The sequence below is a fragment of the Micromonospora haikouensis genome (assembly GCF_900091595.1).
GTDB classification, from domain to species: Bacteria; Actinomycetota; Actinomycetes; order Mycobacteriales; family Micromonosporaceae; genus Micromonospora; species Micromonospora haikouensis.
On sequence record NZ_FMCW01000028.1, the window covers coordinates 22,125 to 39,239 of the forward strand.

Here is a 17,115-nt window from a genome sequence, read left to right on the forward strand (position 1 = left end):
GCCGGGCCGCGCCACTGCCGAACGGGGCTGACCCGACCGGGCCGCGCCACCGCGCGCGGGCGGTCGCCGGCCGACCCGACCACGTGCAACACGTCGCTGCGCCGTCGATCCGGCACGTCCCGAACCGTCATCGCGCGCACCCCCTGCCCAGCTCGCGTGGCCCACCGACGGGCCACGCACACCGCCCACCCTGCGCCCCGCCCGGGTGAGGCCGCCTCACCCGGTGGGGGTGAGACCGGCCGCCGGCAGCTCGCAGGGCACGGGCAACGTCAGCCGCCGGTGCCCTCCGCCGCGCCGTCGGGGGCGATGGCGCCGCCACCCGGACCGGCGTCCAGGTAGACATGCTGGTGGCCCTGGCCGGTGTCGATGTTGACCTGATCGAGCTGGGTGGCCGCGACCGACCAGGCGGCCACCGCCTGCGCCGCCTGTCGTTTCGCCAGCTCCGTCAGAGCGCCCCGCTGGGCCGGCAGCCCGGTGACAGCGAGGAGATACGACTCGACAGCAAGGGATGCCTGCTCCACAGCGCCCTTCAGCCCTGCGCGCGCCACGTTGGTGGCGGTGGTGCCCGACGGAGGGTCGGCGAACGGCTCCGCTGCCCGAAGCAGGGTCTGTCGCCACTGGCGGGCCTGCTCCGGGCCCGGCTGCCCACCGTCCGACGGAGCCGCCCGGATGGCGCCGAGAATGGGAGAGATCTCGTCACGTAGGCGTCGGGCCGTCGTCGTCAGCTCGGCCACCTGCTGGATGTCACGCTCCACCTCGGCCTTGCGCATGTCCGCCACAGCCGATTCGACACCGTCCGGCCGGCTGGCCGTGTAGCCGGTGGCGCCGCCCACGAGAACAGCCGCGAGCCCGATCGCCGCCACGATGACGGCCAGACGAGCCTTGCTGCGGCGGCTCGTGTCAGACGCCGCCACCAGGTAGGAGGGCTTGCCGGTACGGCGCGACACGACTTCTCCTCGGGCCGACGAAAGTTAGGTCGCAGCGTAGCTTTCTCCGCCGGCATTAGTCGATAGTCCGCTGCGCCAGGCCGATGCCGCCCACGTCGGCCCGGGACCCTAGGGGTAGCCGACCAGGAAGTTCAGGGATCCGCCCGGGACGGGCCGCCGGCCACAAGCGAGGACCGGTCCCTACGCTGTACGGCGTGACACTCATCGCGACCGAGTCGCTGACCAAGACGTACGGGGGCGGGGTCACGGCGTTGGCCGACCTGACCGTCGCGGTCGAACCGGGCATCATCGGGCTGGTCGGCGCGAACGGCGCCGGCAAGTCCACCCTGATCAAGATCCTGCTCGGTCTCCTCACCCCGACCAGCGGCCGGGCCCGGGTGCTCGGCCTCGACCCGACCACCGACTCCGCCCGGGTGCGCGCCCGGGTCGGCTACATGCCCGAGCACGACGCCCTGCCACCGGACCTCTCCGCCGCGGAACTGGTCACCCACCTCGGCCGGATCAGCGGCCTGCCGCGCACGGTCGCCCGGGAACGGGCCTCGGAGGCGCTGCGGCACGTCGGGCTCTACGAGGAGCGCTACCGCCCCGTCGGCGGCTACTCCACCGGCATGAAGCAGCGGGTCAAGCTCGCCCAGGCCCTCGTGCACGACCCCGACCTGCTGCTGCTCGACGAGCCGACCAACGGCCTCGACCCGGCCGGCCGGGACGCGATGCTGACGCTGGTGCACCGCATCGGCACCGAGTTCGGCATCTCCGTGCTGGTCTGCTCGCACCTGCTCGGCGAGGTGGAGCGGATCTGCGACACCCTCGTCGCCATCGACGGCGGGCGGCTGCTGCGCGCCGACCACATCTCCGCCATGACCTCCGCGACCGACGTGCTCGCCGTGGAGGTCAGCGAGGGCACCGAGGAGCTGGCCGCCCGGCTGGCCGCGCTCGGCCTGCCGGTGCGCCGGGACGGCCGGCTGCTGCTCGTCGAGCTCGTCGACGACGCCACCTACGACCTGATCCTCGGCGCGGTCGCCGAGCTGGACCTGCCGCTGCACCGGCTGGACCAGCGCCGGCACCGGGTGGCCGAACTCTTCGCCACGAGGGAGCCCAGCCATGCCTGAGCCGACCGGCGTCATCCACGACATCGGCTACCAGCGGTACACCGGCCCCCGGCTGGGCCGCCGGGCCGTCTTCGGCGCGCTCTACCTGCACGGCCTACGGACGGCGTTCGGGCTGGGACGCAGCGCCAAGGCCAAGATCTTCCCGTGGCTGGTGGTCGGCATCGTCACGGCGGTCGCCGCCGCCCTCACCGCCATCCGCGCCCAGATCGGCGAGGCGGTGATGACGTACGCCCAGTTCGCCGACAACATGAGCTGGCTGGTCATCTTCTTCGTCGCGGTGGCCGCGCCCGAGCTGGTCTCCCGTGACCTGCGCAGCGGCGTGTTGCCGCTCTACTTCTCCCGGCCGCTGCCGCGCGCGGACTACCCGCTGGCCAAGCTGCTGGCGCTGGCGACCGCGCTCTGGCTGCTGCTCGGCGGGCCGCAGTTCGTGATGTTCCTCGGCGCCGCCTTCAGCACCGGCGACGGCATGAGCGGCGTCGCGGAGGAGCTGCTCGACCTGCTGCCGAGCCTGCTCTACGCCGGGCTGTGGGCGGTGGTCTTCGCCTCGGTCGGGCTGCTGGTCGCCTCCCTCACCGGCAAGCGGGCGTTCGCGGCCGGTGGGATCGTCGCCGTGTTCCTGATGACCACGCCGATCGTCGGCACCCTGTCGGTCATGCCGTCCCGAACGGTCAACGAGCTGGCCTTCCTCGCCTCGCCGTCGACGCTGGTCGGCGGCGTGGGCTCCTGGGCGCTCGGTGACCTGCTGGTCTCCGAGGACCAGCGGGGAGTCCCCATCGGCGGCTTCGGGCCCGTCTACGCGGTCGTCGCCGTGCTGCTCGTGTCCGGCTGCGTCGCCCTACTGTTGCGTCGATACCGGAAGGTGGCCGCCCGATGACCACGACCAGCGCCGCCCCGGCGACGGGGACGCCCACGGCCGCCACCGTCGCCCTCGACCTCGCGGGCGTCTCCCGCTGGTACGGCAACGTGGTGGCCGTCAACGACGTCAGCATGAGCCTCGGCCCCGGGGTCACCGGGCTGCTCGGCCCCAACGGCGCGGGCAAGACGACCCTGCTGCACATGATGGCGGGCTTCCTGGCCCCGTCGCGCGGGATGGTGACCCTGGGCGGGCGGCCCACCTGGCGCAACCCCGAGGTCTACCGCCGGCTCGGCCTGGTCAGCGAGCGCGAGGCGGTGCAGACCTACCTGACCGCGTACGAGTTCGTGCTGGCCAGCGCGAAGCTGCACCGGCTGGCGGACCCGGCCGCGGCGGCCCGCCGGGCGATCGCCCTGGTGGAGCTGGAGGGCGCGCGGGACCGCCGGATCGGCACGTACTCGAAGGGCATGCGGCAGCGGGCCCGGGTGGCCGCCGCGCTGGTGCACGAGCCCCAGGTGCTGCTGCTCGACGAGCCGTTCAACGGGATGGACCCGCGGCAGCGGCTGCACATGATGGAGCTGCTGCACCGCCTCGGCGACGCCGGCCGCACCATCCTGTTCAGCTCGCACATCCTGGAGGAGGTCGAGCAGGTCTCCGGCACCGTCCAGGTGATGGTCGCCGGCCGGCTGGCCGCCTCCGGTGACTTCCGCACCATCCGCCGGCTGATGACCAACCGGCCGCACGTGTTCACCGTGCGCTCCACCGACGACCGGGCGCTCGCCGTGGCGCTGATGGCCGAGGCGTCGGTGACGGGCGTCGAGCTGGGCCGCGCCGGGTTGACGGTGCGCGCCGGCGACTACGGCGCGTTCACCCGCGTGCTGCCGAAGATCGCCCTGCGGGAGGGTGTCCGGGTGCGCCAGCTGGTGCCCGAGGACGAGTCCCTGGAGAGCGTCTTCTCCTACCTCGTGGAGGCCTGAACCCCATGTCCACCGTTTCCTGGCTCACCCTGCGCGGGCTGTTCGGGCGTCGCCGTTTCCTCCTGCTGCTGCCGCTGCCCGTGGTGCTGGTCGGCCTGGCGGTGCTCTCCCGGTGGCTCGGGGTCACCCCGCGCGACTGGGGCCCACCGGTGCTGGTCGGCCTCGGCCTGGCCGTGGTGCTCCCGGTCGTCGCCCTGATCGTCGGCACCGGCGTGCTCGGCGCCGAGATCGACGACGGCACGGTCGTGCACATCCTGACCAAGCCGCTGCCCCGCTGGCAGATCGTGCTGCCCAAGCTGGCGGTGGCCACCGCGGTCACCGGGGTCACCGTCGCCGTGCCGCTCTGCGCCGCCGGCCTGCTGGCCGACTCCGCACGGCTCGGCCTGGCGCTGGCCGCCGCGTCGGCGGTCGGCGCGTTGGCGTACTCGGCGCTGTTCCTGGCGCTCAGCCTGCTCACCCGCCGGCCGGTGCTGCTCGGCCTGGTCTACGTGCTGATCTGGGAGGGGCTGCTCGGCAGCGTCGTCAGCGGCACGCGGGTGCTCTCCATCCAGCAGTACGTGATCACCCTCGCCGACCGGATCGCGCCCACCGACCTGCTGCTGGGTGACGTGTCGGTGCCGGTGGCGGCGTCGATGAGCGCGCTGATCAGCGTGGGCTTCACCGTGCTGGCGATCGACCGGCTCCGCTCGTTCAGCGTGGCCGGCGAGACGAGCTGACCCCTGCCCGGTCAGGGGCAGCCGCGCCGGTTGCGGGGGCGCACACCGGGGCCGGCGTGGCGGGCGTGGGTCGCGGCGGCCAGGTCGAGCAGGCGGCGGAGCCGGTAGGACAGCACCCGCCCCTGGTCGAGGGTGAGCATCAGCTCGCCGGGCTCGGCCCCGCCGACGGCGACCACGAGCACCGGGCCAGCGCCGGGCACGAGCGCCTGCGCCAGCGCCACGTCGGCGGGGGCTTCGACGGGCGGGGCTCCGGTCGCCGGGCCTCCGGCGGTCGGGCCTTTGGTCGCCGGGCCTTCGGCGGCCAGGAGGCCCGTGGGCGGTGCCGGCGAGCGCGGCGTCAGCGGGAGCCGCGTGGAGCGGTGCCGTCGCCTCGCGGCGCAGCCGTCCCGGTCGCACCAGCGGGGATGGGCGTCGCCGGGCGGGTCGGCCAACCCACCGGTCGGGTACCGGTAGACGTGCCCGCAGGGCCGGCCCGACTCGGGGACGAGCGACGTCGGACAAGCGGACCACCCGGCGGCCTCGATCGTCACGGCGATCGGGGCCGCGTGCCCGGCGCACGCGTACGCGGCGGCGTCGAGGCCACCTCCCCCGTACACCTCGATCCGGACGCTGGCCAACTCCCCGCACCCGGGCAACGGCGGAAACACACTCACGGTAAGAACCTCCCCTGTCGACCCAACCCTTCTATGCCAACAGAGTAGTCTCCTACTGGCCAATACTAGAACACTTGCCTGGCCAGTTTCTCGACCGATAAATGGCCAAGATCGCTGGTGTGACAGTGTGACGGCGTGGCGAAGGATCTGGCTTCGGTGACGGCGGCCTACCGGGCTGCCCAGAACGCCGTGGACGCCGCCAAGGCTCAGGTGCGCACGAGCCAGGACGCGCTGCGTCAAGCGCGGCGGGACCTCGGCGAAGCGATCGTGGCGGAAGCGCGGGCCGGCACCCGCATGCGGGACCTCGTCGCCGCCACGGGCCTGTCCCGCGAGTGGATCCGCACCCTCCTGCGCCAGGCAGGCGTGGAGCCAGACTAGGACTCTTGCCGGGGGCGCGGGAAGAGACACAGCCTGTACCCCGCGACTACAAGCGCACGGCCTACGCCGACGAGCCGTGACCGGGGCAGATCTTGGAAGATTTCGGCCCCTGGAGGGGCCGTCCGCTTCCAAGATCTGCTATTCGCGGCGTGGTCGGCGGCGTCGAGGCGGGGCAGCGCGGGAAGATCGTGCTCGATCGCGGAAAGAGTGGCCTCCGCGCCAGGGTGAGGCCACTCATTCCCTGATCGAGCGCGATCTCGCACCCGTTCCCCGCGCGGGAGACCAGGCCGGCGTCAGGGGCCGGCGGCCAGGAGGGACTGGAGGCGCTGGCCGTTGCGCTGGGCGTAGTCCCGGTAGCAGTTGTTCATGAGCACGTGGGTCTCGCCCGCGTCGTCGGCGAGCGCGCGCAGCTTCGGGGCCCAGTCGCGCAGCTCCCGGTCGGAGTAGTCGTAGCCGAACTTCTCGTGGATGTCCTTGCTGGTCCACTTGGCACTGTGGCCGTGGAAGCGGACCACGGCCAGGTCGGCGGTGGCCGCCAGCACCGGCGGCACCGACGAGCGGTGGCCCTGCGGCATGTCCACGCAGACGTACGCCAGCTCGTGCCCACGCAGGAAGCCGAGCGTCTCGTCGCGGTTGTCCCCCGCGAACCAGGAGGCGTGCCGGAATTCGAACACCGGCCGCAGGGGCGCGCACCGGCGGGCCACCTCCAGCAGGTACTGCTTGTTGTCCCGCTTGATAGTGAACCACGGCGGGAACTGGAACAGCAGCGCGCCGAGCCGGCCCGCCTCGACGAGCGGGTCGAGGGCGGACAGGAACCGGGTCCACACCTCCTCGTACGCCTGCGCGGGCAGGTCGCCGGGGTAGACGTTGCGCTTGTCGGTGTCCGGCCGCAGGTCCTTGTAGAGCGCGGAGACCCGCGTCGGTCGGCCGGTCAGCAGGCTGAACGCCTTGACGTTGAAGGTGAACCCGGCCGGGGTGCGCTCGGCCCACAGCCGCGCCGTGCGTTCGGCGGGCGGCGAGTAGTAGGTGGCGTCGACCTCGACCAGCGGGAACTGCTTCGCGTAGTACGACAGGCGCTTCTCCGGGTTGTCCGCTGCCTGCGGATACCACCCGGAGTCGAGCAGGGTCCGGTCGGTCCAGGACGCGGTGCCCACCTTGATCTCACCCATGGGTGGAGTGCACCGCGTCCGCTACCGACCGGCGACCGGAGGGGGCGCCTCAGGCGGCCCGCCGCTCCCGGCTCTGCTTGCAGGTGACGCAGGCGGTGGCGGAGGGGAAGATCTCCAGCCGTTCCACCGGGATCGGGGCCGAGCAGCCCTCACAGAAGCCGTACGTGCCCTCGTCGAGCCGGCCCATGGCCCGCTCGAACTGGGCCCGGCGGTCGAGGATGGTGCGCAGCAGCGACTGCGCGGTGTCCCGCTCGGCGGTCTTGGTGCCGCTGTCGGCCTGGTCGTCGCCGGCGGTGTCGCCGACCTCCACCAGGCGCAGCACCTGGCTCTGCAGCACCGCCTGCTCGTACTCGGCGGAGAGCTCCTCGTAGCGAGCCCGCAGGGACGCCCGGATCTGGTCGGTGTCCGCCTGCGATCGGCCGGTGGCTACCGTGTCGTGGACGAGCATCGCTGCCTGCCTTTCCTGGCTGGTGCGCCGGGGTGGTGCCCGGCCCGGTCGCTGCGTGAGGCGGGTGGAGATCACTCGCGCTCTGTGAGCCGGGCGATTACCCCGAGTGTGGTCGCGCCAAACCACCGAATTCTGGAATCTCCGGCCCGCCTCCCGGGGCGGCGCCCCAGGGGGCGTGCGGCCCCGGGGTCACCGGGCGGCGTCCGGCTCCACGAGGGCGGGGTGGCGGGGGTCGTCGATGCGCACCACCACGTCGGCGAAGCCGGCCGGGGCGACCTCCTCGGCGTAGCGGGCGAAGGCCGGCAGCGTCCAGCGCAGCGCGGGGTCGGTGCGCCGGGCCAGGGCGGCCGGGGAGAGTTCCAGGTGCACGGCGAGGTCGACGGGGAGCCCGCCGCCGAGCAGGAGCGCCCCGCTGACGAGGACGACGCCGTGGGGCGGCAGCGTGACGTAGCCGGCCCGGCTGGCCCGGTCGGTGCGGGGGTCCCAGAGGGACGGCAGGATCCGGCCCGAGCCGCCGGGCCCCGCCGGGTCGAGGACCTCGCGGCGCAGGCCGGGCTCGTCGACCCACCCCTCGTAGTAGGCGTCGGGATTGGTCCGGCCGAACTCCAGCCGCACGGAGGCCGGACGGAGGAAGTCCGCGGCCCGCACGTGCAGCACGGGGCGGCCGAGGGCGCGCAGCGGGTCGACCAGCGCGGCGGCCAGTTCGTCGGGGCCCGCCGCCGGGGCGCCGTCCACCGCGACACGCAGCCGGCCGGGCGGGTCGGCGGCGACGAGCCGCTCGGTCAGCTCGGTGACGAGCCGCTCGGGGGTGATGGGGCGCACGCGCATCCGACCATCGTGCCCGGTCGTCGGGCGCGACGCGGGCCGGGCGGCGGGGCCGGCGCTGACGGGCCCGGCCGGTGGGGTCGTCAGCCGCTGCGGTCGATGGTCACCCGGGCGTCGTCGGCGAGCCGGTAGCCGACGCCGTAGACGGTGGTGACCAGCGGCACGTCCACGCCGACCTTGCCGCGCAGCCGGCGCACGTGCACGTCGACGGTGCGGACCCCGGCGTGTTCGTAGCCCCAGACGGCGTTGAGCAGTTGCAGCCGGGTGAACACCCGCCGGGGGTGGGCGACCAGGTGCAGCAGGAGGTCGAACTCCAGCCGGGTCAGGGGCAGCGGCTCGTTGTCGCGCAGCACCGACCGGGACGACGCCAGGATGTGCAGCGCCGGGATGGTCGGGGCCAGGGGACGCGGCGGCGTGCGCCCGGCGGGCACCTGGTCGGGCCGCCGTTCGGGAGCGGGGCCGGCGGTGACGACCCCCTCGCCCCGCTCCAGCATCTCGCGGGCCGCGTCGAGCAGGCGGCGGGCCGCCGGGGTCAGGGTCTCCTCGGCCACGAGCGGGATGCTGAGGGTCACGGTGAGCACGGGCGTGGTGCCGTTGACGGGACGGCGCTGACCGCCGGGGGGCCGACCGGGAACCGCGGGTTGGGACGTATGCCATCCGGCGCGCGGCGATGCGGGGCTGACCGACATGGTCCTCCTTGGCTGGTCCGGGTATCTCCCCACGGCCCGGGACGCCGCTGCATCGATGCTTCCCGGCGCCCACCTGGCGGTCAAGGGGCGGCTACGTTGCATGAATGTGACAATTGACGAACACATCGGAGCCGGATGCTCGCTCTGCGTACGAGGCCTGATGATTACAGCAGAGTCACCATGATCGTGGGAGACGGGGGGGTACCCGCGCGGCCCGCCGTTCGCGCTCGGGCCGCAGGGTGACCGGCCAGGCGGCGCAGACGTCCGACACGCGGACGCGGCGCACCCCGGAGCCGGGGTGCGCCGCGTCGCCGGCTGCGCGGCGGACGTCTCAGCGGTGCGGGTCGACGCTGACCCGCGCCTCGTCGGCGAGCCGGTAGCCGACCCCGTAGACGGTGGTGACCAACGGGGTGGCGGCGCCGAGCTTCGCGCGCAGCCGTCGGACGTGGACGTCGACGGTGCGGGCGATGGCGTGCTCGTAGCCCCAGACGTTGCTGAGCAGCTGCAACCGGGTGAAGACGCGGCGGGGGTGCTCGGCCAGGAAGTGCAACAGGTCGAACTCGATGCGGGTCAGCGGGATGACGCGGGGGCCCTGCCGCACCACCCGCGAGGCGGCCAGGATGCGTACCTCCTCGGGGTCCTCGGGGGGCGGCGGGGCGGCGGCGGAGACCCGGGGCACGAGCGGTCGCGGCCCCGCCGGGTCGGCCTGTGCCGACCGGAACTCGACCGGGCGGGGCCGGCGCTCCGCCGGGGCCCACGGCTCCGGTGCGCGGCGGCCCTGTTCCGTGGAGCCCGCCAGCAGCGTGCCCTCGCCGGACTCGGCCAGCTCCCCCAGCAGCTCGACCAGCCGGGCGAGGCGGGGCGTCAGCTGGCCGGGGGCGAGTTCGACGGTGACGGTCAGTGTCGGCACGGACCGGGCGTGTCCCGGCGACGGGACCCGGTCGACCCGGCCTGCCGGCGCGCGGTCGGGGCGGCACTGGGGGGCCCGCTCGGCCCGGCCCGGCGGGTGGGGGCGCGAGGAGATGGCGACGACGGACATGGTGCCTCCTCAGATGGCGGTGCCGACCGCCGCGTCCGGTGGGGCGCGGCGGTCAGTGGTGCGCCCGGCCGGCGGTCACCGGCGGCGCGACGGACGGGGAACGGGGCGGGGGCGTGGGGCCGAGCGTGGGCAGGCCGGCGATGCGCCAGGCGGCGAAGCCGCCGACGACGTCGGTGGCGCGGTGCAGGCCGATGTCCTGGAGCGCGGCGGCGGCGAGCGAGGAGGTGTAGCCCTCCTGGCACAGCACCACCACGGGCACGTCGTAGCCGACGGCCTGGGGCAGCCGGGCCGCGCACCGGGGGTCGAAGCGCCACTCGAGCACGTTGCGCTCGATCGCCAGCGCGCCGGGCACCGTGCCGTGCGCGGCGCGCTGCGCGGCCGGCCGGATGTCGACCAGCAGGGCGCCCTCGCGGTACGCCAGGTGCGCCTGCTCGGGGTCGAGCCGCCGCAGCCGGGAGCGCGCCTCGGCGAGGATCTCGTCGATGCCCCGGGAGCCGGGGGGCGGCACGGGCCGTGGACAGCTCTCGGCGCGGGCGGGGTGGTGCGGCATGATCGGGTCCTTCCAGGGAGTCGAGGTGGTCAACGATGTCACCACGCGACGCCGGCCTCGGCGACCTCGGCCACCCGCAGCAGGCCGTCGACGAGGCGGTAGCGGGTCATCCGGGTCAACGCGGGACGGTAGACGTGCACGCTGACCGCCGGCTGGTCGTCGCGGTTGGTGACCACGTGCACGTGGCGGGCGCCGAAGCGGCGGCCGGCCCCGGCGGCGAGGCGGTGCGGGCGCAGCCGACCGCCGCTGACGGTCTCCTCGGTGAGGACGCCGTCCACGACCAGGAAGGCCCCGGAGGAGCCGCCGTGGTCGTGCAGGTCGGTGCCCTGGCCGGGAAGCCAGCTCAGCGCCCAGACCTCGTGGTCGGCGGCGACCGCGAGGCGCGCGTACCACCGGTGTTCGGGGTGGAAGCGCAGCGGCACCGACCAGCCGGCCGGGTCGGCGGCGTACCGGGCGGCGACGGCGAGCAGGTCGGGCTCGGGACGGCGGCTGACTACCATGCGGGACCTCACGGGATCGGTGCGGAGCGTGCGACCACCAGCATAGGAGGTAAAGCCTATAGGTTTAGTAGGTAATACCACATGCTGGGACATCCCGTGACCTCGACGCGCGCCTCAGCGGCGCACCGGCGGCTCCACCCGGTAGCCCGGCACCGACGGCCAGCGCACGGTCAGCAGCACCGACTCGCGCTCGGCGCACCAGGAGTGGTCCACGCCCCGCCCCCACACCACGTAGTCACCCGGCTCGGCGAGCAGCACCGTGCGGTCCGGCAGCTCGACCCGGAACCGGCCGCCGCTGACCAGCACCAGCAGCGCCGTGCGCCGTTCGTCGGTGGCCCACCGCGAGCGGGCCTCCCCCGCCGCGTGCACGCCCCACTTCACCTCCACGTCGCCGCTGCGCCGCGGATCGCCCTCCGGCATGAAGTGGCCCAGCAGCCAGCCGCCCTCCCGGGGGCCGTCCACGTCCGCCTTGCCCACGTACACCCTGTCGTCGCCCATCGCCCCTCCCGCGCCGGCCCGGCAAGCTACCAGGCGACGCGCCGGCCCCGCTCGCGGCGCGCTGGCCGCGCCCGGCCGGGTATACAGGGTCGGTGGACGATTCCCTACCCGAACAGATGCGCGCGGCCGGCACCGCGTTGCTCGGCGCGCTGGACGAGTCGGCGCGGGCCCGCGCCACGCACCGGTTCGACGACGACGGGGCCCGGCGGTGGCTGGAGTACCGTCCCCGGCCGCGCCCCGGGGTGTGCCTGGCCGACCTGGACCGCGCCGGCCGCAAGGCCGCACACCGGCTGCTGGCCACGGCCCTGAGCCCGGCGGCGTACGCGCAGGCGATGGCCGTCGTCGCGCTGGAGGAGGTGCTCGACCGGGCCGAGGGCTGGCGGCGCGGGCGGCACAGCGGCGACTACTGGGTGGCGGTCTTCGGCGACCCGGCCCGCGACGACCGGTGGGCCTGGCGGTTCGAGGGGCACCACCTGTCGGTGAGCATGACCGTGGTCGACGACCAGGTCTCCCCCGCGCCCGTCTTCCTCGGCGCGAACCCGGCCGCCGTCCGGCACGCCGGGCACCCGGTGTCCCGGCCGCTCGGGGTCGAGGAGGACCTGGGGCGGGCCCTGCTCGACGCCATCGGTCCGGCGGGACGGGCGGCGGCGATCGTCGCCGACGACGCCCCCGCCGACATCGTCAGCGCCACCCGTCCCCGCGTCGCCGGGCAGATCGCGCCACTGGGGGTGCCCGCCGACCGGCTCGGCCCCACCGGCCGGGCCCTGCTGGACCAGCTCGTCGCCGTGTACCTGGACCGGTTGCCGCCGCAGTTGGCCGCCCGGGAGGCCCGCCGGCTCGCCGGCGGGCCGCTGCACTTCGCCTGGGCCGGCCCCACCGGGCCCGGGCAGCGCCACTACTACCGGGTGCAGGGCGACGACCTGCTGATCGAGTACGACAACACGGCCGACGACGGCAACCACGCCCACACCGTGCTGCGCCGCCCGGCCAGCGACTTCGGCGCGGACGTGCTCGCCGCGCACCACGCCGAGGCGCACGGCTGACCGGAGCCACGCCGACCGCGGGCAGGGGCACCGCGGCGGTCCCCACGGTCCCCACGGCCGGCGCGGGCGACGCCGGCCGTGGGTCGGCCGGCTCAGGCGGCGGGCCGGACCGCCTCGATCAGGAAGCGCCGGGCGTGGGCCACGAACGGGCCGTCGGCCTCGATCCGGTCGTGCAGGCGGGCGAGCTGGGGTCGGTAGCGCTCGACGGTGAACCCGGGGACCGTCCAGACCACCTTGCGCAGGAAGTAGACCACCGCCGCGACGTCGTGGAACACGGTGCGCAGCCGCGCCTCGCGCAGGTCGAGCACCGTCAACCCGGCCGCCTCGGCGGCGGCGACGGCCTGGCCGGGGAGCTGCCGCTGCGGCGGGGGCAGCGGACCCAGCATCGCCTCGCTCAGCTCCCGCATGGTGCCGCCGCGGATCTGCTGGGACAGGAACGTCCCGCCGGGCCGCAGCACGCGGGCGATCTCGTCCCAGGGGGTGTGCACGGGGTGTCGGCTCACCACGAGGTCCAGGGCGGCGTCGGCCACCGGCAGGCCGCCCTCGGCGACCTGGAGCACCCTCGCGCCGACCGCGCGCAGGTTGCGCCGGGCCACCTCCACGTTGGGCGGCCACGCCTCGGTGGCCAGCAGCACCCGGGGCGGGCGGGGCACCTCGGCGAGGACCTCCCCGCCGCCGGTGTCGACGTCCAGCGCCGCGTCGGCCCGGGCCATCCGGTCGGCCACGAGCCGGGCGTAGCCCCACGGCGGTCGTTCCTCGCTGGCCCGCCCCAGCAGCCAGGAGAAGTCCCAGCCCTGCACGGGCACGGACGCGCCCTCGGCGAGCAGCTCCTCGAATCCCCGCTTTCCGCTCATGGGCGGAAGCATCGTCGCACCCACCGCGCCGGGACAACCGGGTTTCAGGCGCGGGGCCGGACGATCTCCACGGTGGAGCCCGCCACCGGGCCCAGCGCGTCGAGGGTGCCCGTCTCGGCGCGCCCCGCCTCGAACTGACGCATCAGGCGGGCGCCGAGCCACACGCCGGCCCCGCCCAGCCCGAGCGCGACCAGTTCGGCGGCGAGCATGACGCCGGTCGCGCCCCGCTGCGGCGAGTGCGCCCGGATGAGGCAGGTCAGCAGGAACAGCGCGGCCATCGCCGCGTTGACCAGGTTGAAGGTGATCTTGGTGCGGCGGGTCGACTCGCCCGCGGCGTCCCACAGGTCGACCATCCCCGCGACGGTGGACAGCGCGGCCGCCACCAGGGCGGCGACCGAGGTCCAGTAGCCGACCTCGCCGAGGAACGCGGGACCGCCGACGACGTCGGCCAGGTCGAAGACGGTGGCGCTGACGAAGAGCCCGAACGGGAACGTCACCAGCATCGGTTGGATGGGATGCCCGTGCACCCGCAGTCGGCTCTCCATCGCGCCCTCCCCTGGTCGCTTCAGCTCACCAGTCCAGGGTGCTACCCGCCGGTCGCCGTGGGGAAACGGCCGGCCGTCGGATCACCGACAGGCTGGTGGCCGGCGGGCCCGACCGCCCCCGGCCCGGCGCTAGCCCTCCCGGGGCCGGGCGACCGTGGCCACCAGGCGTTCGGCGACCTCGCGCAGCGGGATGTCCAGCGACGTCGCCGCGCTGCGCAGCACCTCCAGGGCCTCCGGAGCGGGGCAGCCGCGCTGGGTCATGATGACGCCGATCGCCTGCCCGACCACCCCCTCGCCGAGCAGCGCGGCGTCCCGCTCGGTGGCCTCGGCGGCACGCCGCTCCCGGCCCCGGACGGCGGCCAGCAGCAGCCCGGCGTGCTCGGCGAGGAGCATCGCCGTGAGCTGGTGACGGGTGGTCAGCGCGTCCGGCGTCGAGGCGTACAGGTTGATCGCCCCGATGACCTGCTCGTCGACGTCGACCGGCGCGGAGATGACGCCACGCACCCCCGCCTGCCGGGCCCGGGCCGTCCAGGCCGGCCAGCGCGACTCCCGCCCGAGGTCCTCGGCGAGGATCATCTCGCGGCGGTGGATGGCGCTCATCGCCGGCGTGTCGGGGCCGTCGCTGAGGTCGTCCAGGCCGGCGAGGGCCGGGTCGGAGGCGGCCACCCCGGCCGGCTCGCCGGCCCGCAGCGCGGTGAAACCGCACCAGGCGACCCCGGCGACGGCCGCCTGGGTGAGCCCGACCAACTGGACGAGCGCCGCATCGAAATCCGTCACCTCGATCAGGCCGGCGGTGAGCTCCCGCAGCAGCGCCGCCGTCTCCAGCACGCTCAGGGTCTCGGTGCCGGCGGCCTGCGCCTCCAGGTTCACCGGGCCACTGCCCCCGCCGGGAACGCCGACCACCGGCGCCCCGTGCCGCCCCTGCGCTGTCTCATCGTCTGTGCTCTCCCGATTCTTTCGACGCGCGCTAGTACCCCCGGCAAGCCGGGTCGAAACGGCCGAAAAGTCGCACCTCAGCGCGGCGCGGCGCTGAGCCGACGCCCCACCGAGGCGATGAGCCGGTCCAGCTCCGAGCCGAACGGGTTGTCGTGGACGAGGTACGTCCACGTCGCCGACGGCCGCACCAGCGTCGAGGCGTCCGGCTCCCAGTCCTCGTCGAACTCGGTCTCGGTGAACGTGGCGATGGTGCGGGCCTCGATCTCCGGCACCAGCGCGTTGAACGCCGGCACGGCCGCCCGGTGGAACTCGTCGAGGGGGTCGAGCCGGCCCAGGGCGCGCAGGTGCACGCCCTCGCGCACCTCGGACAGCTCGGCGAGGTGCTCGGCCCACAGCCGGTCGAGATGGAAGAGGGCGATCGACCGGGCCGCCCGGGCGAGCAGGTCCTCGTCCATCTCCTCGGCCTTCTCCGGCACCCGCTCCAGCAGCATCAGCGCGGCGATGTCGCTGGTCAGCAGCCGCTCCCGCCGCTCGGCGAGAGCCTTGCGCTGCTGCTCGATCACCACGCTGTAGCGCCAGGTGTTGCGGTGGATCTCGTGGTTGACGCCCTCGGCGACCCGCTGGGCGTGCTCCACGGCGTAGTCGACCTGCGGGTCGGTGACCAGGCCGTCGGCGTTCATCCGGGGCGACGCCGGGATGGCGTCGCTGGCGTGCCGGACCACGAGGTCGTCCTCCAGGCTGACGAAGAACACCGACCCGCCCGGGTCGCCCTGCCGGCCCGCGCGGCCGCGCAGCTGGTCGTCGACGCGGCGGCTGTCGTGCCGGCCGCTGCCGATGACGTAGAGGCCGCCCAGCTCGGCGACCCGGTCCCGGTCGGCGGAGTCGCTGCCGCCGAGCCGGATGTCGACGCCCCGCCCGGCCATCTGGGTGGAGACGGTGACCGCGCCGTACGCGCCGGCCTCGGCGATGATCGCCGCCTCGTCGTCGTCGTTCTTGGCGTTGAGCACCACGCAGGGCACCCCGGCGGCCTCCAGCCCGACGGCGAGCTGCTCGGACTCCTTGACGTCGAGGGTGCCGACCAGCACCGGCCGGCCCTTGTCGTGGCAGCGCCTGATCTCGTCGACCAGCGCCTCGTCCTTCTCGGCCCGGGTGGCGTAGATGCGGTCCGGCTCGTCGGAGCGCACGCAGGGGGTGTTCGGCGGGATCACCGCCACCTCCAGGCCGAAGAACTCGCGCAGCTGGTCGCCGACCAGCACCGCCGTGGCGGTCATGCCGCACACCTTCGGGTAGAGCGCGATGTACGCCTGCACGGCGATGGTGCCCAGCACCTCACCCTCGGCGGTGGCGTCGAGCCCCTCCTTCGCCTCCACGGCGGCCTGGAGGCCGTCGGGCCAGCGGCGGCGCTGGGCCACCCGGCCGCGCATCTCGTCGATCAGCTCCACCGAGCCGTCCCGCACGATGTAGTCGACGTCCCGGTGCAGCAGGGCGTGCGCGTGCAGGGCCACGTTGACGGCCGAGAGCTGCCCCACGTGCTCGGTGTCGTACAGGTCGATGCCGCCCAGCTTGGCCTCCACCGCGGCCAGGCCGGCGGAGGTGAACGCGACGCTGCGGCCGTCCTCGGCGACGGTGTAGTGCTTGCCCTTGCGCAGGCCGCGCACCAGCGCCGCGGCGGCGTGCACCGGGTCCTGCTCGCCGCCGACCGCGCCCGCGAGGACCATCGGCACCCGGGCCTCGTCGATCAGGATGGAGTCGGCCTCGTCGACGATCGCCGTGCGCAGCGCCGGCTGGACCCGGTCGTCGAGGTCGGTGACGAGCTGGTCGCGCAGGTAGTCGAAACCGGCCTCGCTGACCGAGACGTACGTGACGTCGCACGCGTACGCGTCGCGGCGCTCCTGCGGGGTGGACGCCTCGCTGACCGAGCCGACGGTCAGCCCGAGCAGGGTGTAGACCGGCTCCATCCAGCGGGCGTCACGGCGGGCCAGGTAGTCGTTGACGGTGAGCACGTGCACCGGGCCGTTGCCGAGCCGGACGTGCCCGTACGCGGCGATCGTGGCGGTCAGGGTCTTGCCCTCACCGGTGGCCATCTCGGCGACCTTGCCGGAGAGCAGGGCCATCGCGCCGAGCAGCTGCACGTCGTACGGCCGCTGGTCCAGCCCGCGCCGGGCGGCCTCGCGGCCGATCGCGCAGATCTCCTCGTAGCCCGTGGCGGAGCCGGCGGCCTCGGTGAGCTCGGCGTCGGTCAGCGCCGACAGCTCCTCCTCACGGCCCTCGATGGCCGGCAGCAGCTTCTCCAGCGGGCCCAGGTCGACCGTCGTCCCCGGGCGCTGGAGGAACCGACGGAACCTGCTCTTCAACCGTTGCGACACACCCATGAGCCGCAACGGTA

At 74.6% G+C, this 17,115-nt stretch carries 20 protein-coding genes; 6 read left to right on the plus strand and 14 right to left on the minus strand.

Annotated features, from left to right (window positions below; translation table 11 throughout):
- Positions 1 to 269 precede the first annotated feature (269 nt).
- Positions 270 to 947 carry a hypothetical protein gene (locus tag GA0070558_RS25040; protein WP_091284138.1) on the minus strand — a complete coding sequence of 226 codons (678 nt, stop codon included), beginning with the start codon at positions 945 to 947 and terminating at the stop codon, positions 270 to 272.
- 194 nt (positions 948 to 1,141) lie between these two features.
- Between GA0070558_RS25040 and GA0070558_RS25045 the strand changes: the two genes are divergently transcribed.
- Genes GA0070558_RS25045 through GA0070558_RS25060 form a run of 4 tightly spaced genes read left to right on the plus strand, consistent with a single transcriptional unit; the run spans position 1,142 to position 4,602 of the window.
- Complete coding sequence (locus GA0070558_RS25045; RefSeq protein ID WP_091284140.1) at positions 1,142 to 2,056, plus strand: ABC transporter ATP-binding protein; 915 nt, start codon at positions 1,142 to 1,144, stop codon at positions 2,054 to 2,056.
- Positions 2,049 to 2,930: an ABC transporter permease subunit gene (locus tag GA0070558_RS25050; RefSeq protein WP_091284142.1), complete on the plus strand. Its 882-nt coding sequence runs from the start codon at positions 2,049 to 2,051 to the stop codon at positions 2,928 to 2,930. The genes GA0070558_RS25045 and GA0070558_RS25050 overlap by 8 nt, the downstream gene beginning before the upstream one ends.
- Positions 2,927 to 3,886, plus strand: coding sequence for an ABC transporter ATP-binding protein (locus GA0070558_RS25055; protein ID WP_091284144.1), 960 nt, complete (start codon positions 2,927 to 2,929; stop codon positions 3,884 to 3,886). The genes GA0070558_RS25050 and GA0070558_RS25055 overlap by 4 nt, the downstream gene beginning before the upstream one ends.
- Positions 3,887 to 3,891: 5 nt before the next feature.
- Positions 3,892 to 4,602 carry an ABC transporter permease subunit gene (locus GA0070558_RS25060; protein ID WP_091284145.1) on the plus strand — a complete coding sequence of 237 codons (711 nt, stop codon included), beginning with the start codon at positions 3,892 to 3,894 and terminating at the stop codon, positions 4,600 to 4,602.
- Positions 4,603 to 4,613: 11 nt separating this feature from the next.
- Here GA0070558_RS25060 and GA0070558_RS25065 read toward each other — a convergent pair whose 3' ends face one another.
- Positions 4,614 to 5,255, minus strand: a complete 642-nt coding sequence (locus GA0070558_RS25065) for a hypothetical protein (protein ID WP_141722316.1) — start codon at positions 5,253 to 5,255, stop codon at positions 4,614 to 4,616.
- 135 nt (positions 5,256 to 5,390) lie between these two features.
- Here GA0070558_RS25065 and GA0070558_RS25070 point away from each other — a divergent pair, with 135 nt between their 5' ends.
- Positions 5,391 to 5,633: a hypothetical protein gene (locus GA0070558_RS25070; protein WP_141722317.1), complete on the plus strand. Its 243-nt coding sequence runs from the start codon at positions 5,391 to 5,393 to the stop codon at positions 5,631 to 5,633.
- Between the two features lie 293 nt (positions 5,634 to 5,926).
- On the opposite strand, the gene GA0070558_RS25075 is transcribed toward GA0070558_RS25070, so the two are convergent.
- The 8 genes from GA0070558_RS25075 to GA0070558_RS25110 form a co-directional block, all read right to left on the minus strand.
- Entirely contained in the window at positions 5,927 to 6,802 is an 876-nt protein-coding gene (locus tag GA0070558_RS25075) for a DUF72 domain-containing protein (protein WP_091284149.1), read from the minus strand.
- 49 nt (positions 6,803 to 6,851) lie between these two features.
- The gene (locus GA0070558_RS25080; protein ID WP_091284151.1) at positions 6,852 to 7,250 is read right to left on the minus strand and encodes a TraR/DksA family transcriptional regulator; all 399 of its coding nucleotides are present in this window, start codon (positions 7,248 to 7,250) and stop codon (positions 6,852 to 6,854) included.
- Between the two features lie 189 nt (positions 7,251 to 7,439).
- Positions 7,440 to 8,078: a nucleoside/nucleotide kinase family protein gene (locus GA0070558_RS25085; protein ID WP_091284153.1), complete on the minus strand. Its 639-nt coding sequence runs from the start codon at positions 8,076 to 8,078 to the stop codon at positions 7,440 to 7,442.
- Between the two features lie 80 nt (positions 8,079 to 8,158).
- Positions 8,159 to 8,764: a winged helix-turn-helix domain-containing protein gene (locus GA0070558_RS25090; protein ID WP_043968732.1), complete on the minus strand. Its 606-nt coding sequence runs from the start codon at positions 8,762 to 8,764 to the stop codon at positions 8,159 to 8,161.
- A 331-nt stretch (positions 8,765 to 9,095) separates the two neighbouring features.
- The gene (locus GA0070558_RS25095) at positions 9,096 to 9,803 is read right to left on the minus strand and encodes a winged helix-turn-helix domain-containing protein (protein WP_091284154.1); all 708 of its coding nucleotides are present in this window, start codon (positions 9,801 to 9,803) and stop codon (positions 9,096 to 9,098) included.
- 52 nt (positions 9,804 to 9,855) lie between these two features.
- Positions 9,856 to 10,353 carry a rhodanese-like domain-containing protein gene (locus GA0070558_RS25100; RefSeq protein ID WP_091284157.1) on the minus strand — a complete coding sequence of 166 codons (498 nt, stop codon included), beginning with the start codon at positions 10,351 to 10,353 and terminating at the stop codon, positions 9,856 to 9,858.
- 38 nt (positions 10,354 to 10,391) lie between these two features.
- Entirely contained in the window at positions 10,392 to 10,853 is a 462-nt protein-coding gene (locus GA0070558_RS25105) for a cysteine dioxygenase (protein WP_077939925.1), read from the minus strand.
- Between the two features lie 114 nt (positions 10,854 to 10,967).
- Positions 10,968 to 11,351, minus strand: a complete 384-nt coding sequence (locus tag GA0070558_RS25110) for a cupin domain-containing protein (protein ID WP_091284159.1) — start codon at positions 11,349 to 11,351, stop codon at positions 10,968 to 10,970.
- Between the two features lie 116 nt (positions 11,352 to 11,467).
- Between GA0070558_RS25110 and GA0070558_RS25115 the strand changes: the two genes are divergently transcribed.
- Entirely contained in the window at positions 11,468 to 12,394 is a 927-nt protein-coding gene (locus GA0070558_RS25115) for a DUF3500 domain-containing protein (RefSeq protein WP_091284161.1), read from the plus strand.
- Positions 12,395 to 12,486: 92 nt separating this feature from the next.
- Here GA0070558_RS25115 and GA0070558_RS25120 read toward each other — a convergent pair whose 3' ends face one another.
- The 4 genes from GA0070558_RS25120 to secA2 form a co-directional block, all read right to left on the minus strand.
- The gene (locus tag GA0070558_RS25120) at positions 12,487 to 13,248 is read right to left on the minus strand and encodes a class I SAM-dependent methyltransferase (RefSeq protein ID WP_091284164.1); all 762 of its coding nucleotides are present in this window, start codon (positions 13,246 to 13,248) and stop codon (positions 12,487 to 12,489) included.
- A gap of 44 nt (positions 13,249 to 13,292) precedes the next feature.
- Positions 13,293 to 13,793 carry a DUF2231 domain-containing protein gene (locus tag GA0070558_RS25125; RefSeq protein ID WP_091284166.1) on the minus strand — a complete coding sequence of 167 codons (501 nt, stop codon included), beginning with the start codon at positions 13,791 to 13,793 and terminating at the stop codon, positions 13,293 to 13,295.
- 129 nt (positions 13,794 to 13,922) lie between these two features.
- Positions 13,923 to 14,663: a GAF and ANTAR domain-containing protein gene (locus GA0070558_RS25130; RefSeq protein ID WP_077939931.1), complete on the minus strand. Its 741-nt coding sequence runs from the start codon at positions 14,661 to 14,663 to the stop codon at positions 13,923 to 13,925.
- Positions 14,664 to 14,806: 143 nt separating this feature from the next.
- Positions 14,807 to 17,101, minus strand: a complete 2,295-nt coding sequence (secA2, locus tag GA0070558_RS25135) for an accessory Sec system translocase SecA2 (RefSeq protein ID WP_091284168.1) — start codon at positions 17,099 to 17,101, stop codon at positions 14,807 to 14,809.
- Positions 17,102 to 17,115 lie beyond the last annotated feature (14 nt).

Bases quoted from the DNA above. Each gene is read 5' to 3' on its own strand.
- GA0070558_RS25050 (WP_091284142.1), top strand. From the start codon at position 2,049: ATGCCTGAGCCGACCGGCGTCATCCACGACATCGGCTACCAGCGGTAC.
- GA0070558_RS25055 (WP_091284144.1), top strand. From the start codon at position 2,927: ATGACCACGACCAGCGCCGCCCCGGCGACGGGGACGCCCACGGCCGCC.
- GA0070558_RS25060 (WP_091284145.1), top strand. From the start codon at position 3,892: ATGTCCACCGTTTCCTGGCTCACCCTGCGCGGGCTGTTCGGGCGTCGC.
- GA0070558_RS25075 (WP_091284149.1), bottom strand. From the start codon at position 6,802: ATGGGTGAGATCAAGGTGGGCACCGCGTCCTGGACCGACCGGACCCTG.
- GA0070558_RS25080 (WP_091284151.1), bottom strand. From the start codon at position 7,250: ATGCTCGTCCACGACACGGTAGCCACCGGCCGATCGCAGGCGGACACC.
- GA0070558_RS25085 (WP_091284153.1), bottom strand. From the start codon at position 8,078: ATGCGCGTGCGCCCCATCACCCCCGAGCGGCTCGTCACCGAGCTGACC.
- GA0070558_RS25090 (WP_043968732.1), bottom strand. From the start codon at position 8,764: ATGTCGGTCAGCCCCGCATCGCCGCGCGCCGGATGGCATACGTCCCAA.
- GA0070558_RS25095 (WP_091284154.1), bottom strand. From the start codon at position 9,803: ATGTCCGTCGTCGCCATCTCCTCGCGCCCCCACCCGCCGGGCCGGGCC.
- GA0070558_RS25100 (WP_091284157.1), bottom strand. From the start codon at position 10,353: ATGCCGCACCACCCCGCCCGCGCCGAGAGCTGTCCACGGCCCGTGCCG.
- GA0070558_RS25105 (WP_077939925.1), bottom strand. From the start codon at position 10,853: ATGGTAGTCAGCCGCCGTCCCGAGCCCGACCTGCTCGCCGTCGCCGCC.
- GA0070558_RS25110 (WP_091284159.1), bottom strand. From the start codon at position 11,351: ATGGGCGACGACAGGGTGTACGTGGGCAAGGCGGACGTGGACGGCCCC.
- GA0070558_RS25115 (WP_091284161.1), top strand. From the start codon at position 11,468: ATGCGCGCGGCCGGCACCGCGTTGCTCGGCGCGCTGGACGAGTCGGCG.
- GA0070558_RS25120 (WP_091284164.1), bottom strand. From the start codon at position 13,248: ATGAGCGGAAAGCGGGGATTCGAGGAGCTGCTCGCCGAGGGCGCGTCC.
- GA0070558_RS25125 (WP_091284166.1), bottom strand. From the start codon at position 13,793: ATGGAGAGCCGACTGCGGGTGCACGGGCATCCCATCCAACCGATGCTG.
- secA2 (WP_091284168.1), bottom strand. From the start codon at position 17,101: ATGGGTGTGTCGCAACGGTTGAAGAGCAGGTTCCGTCGGTTCCTCCAG.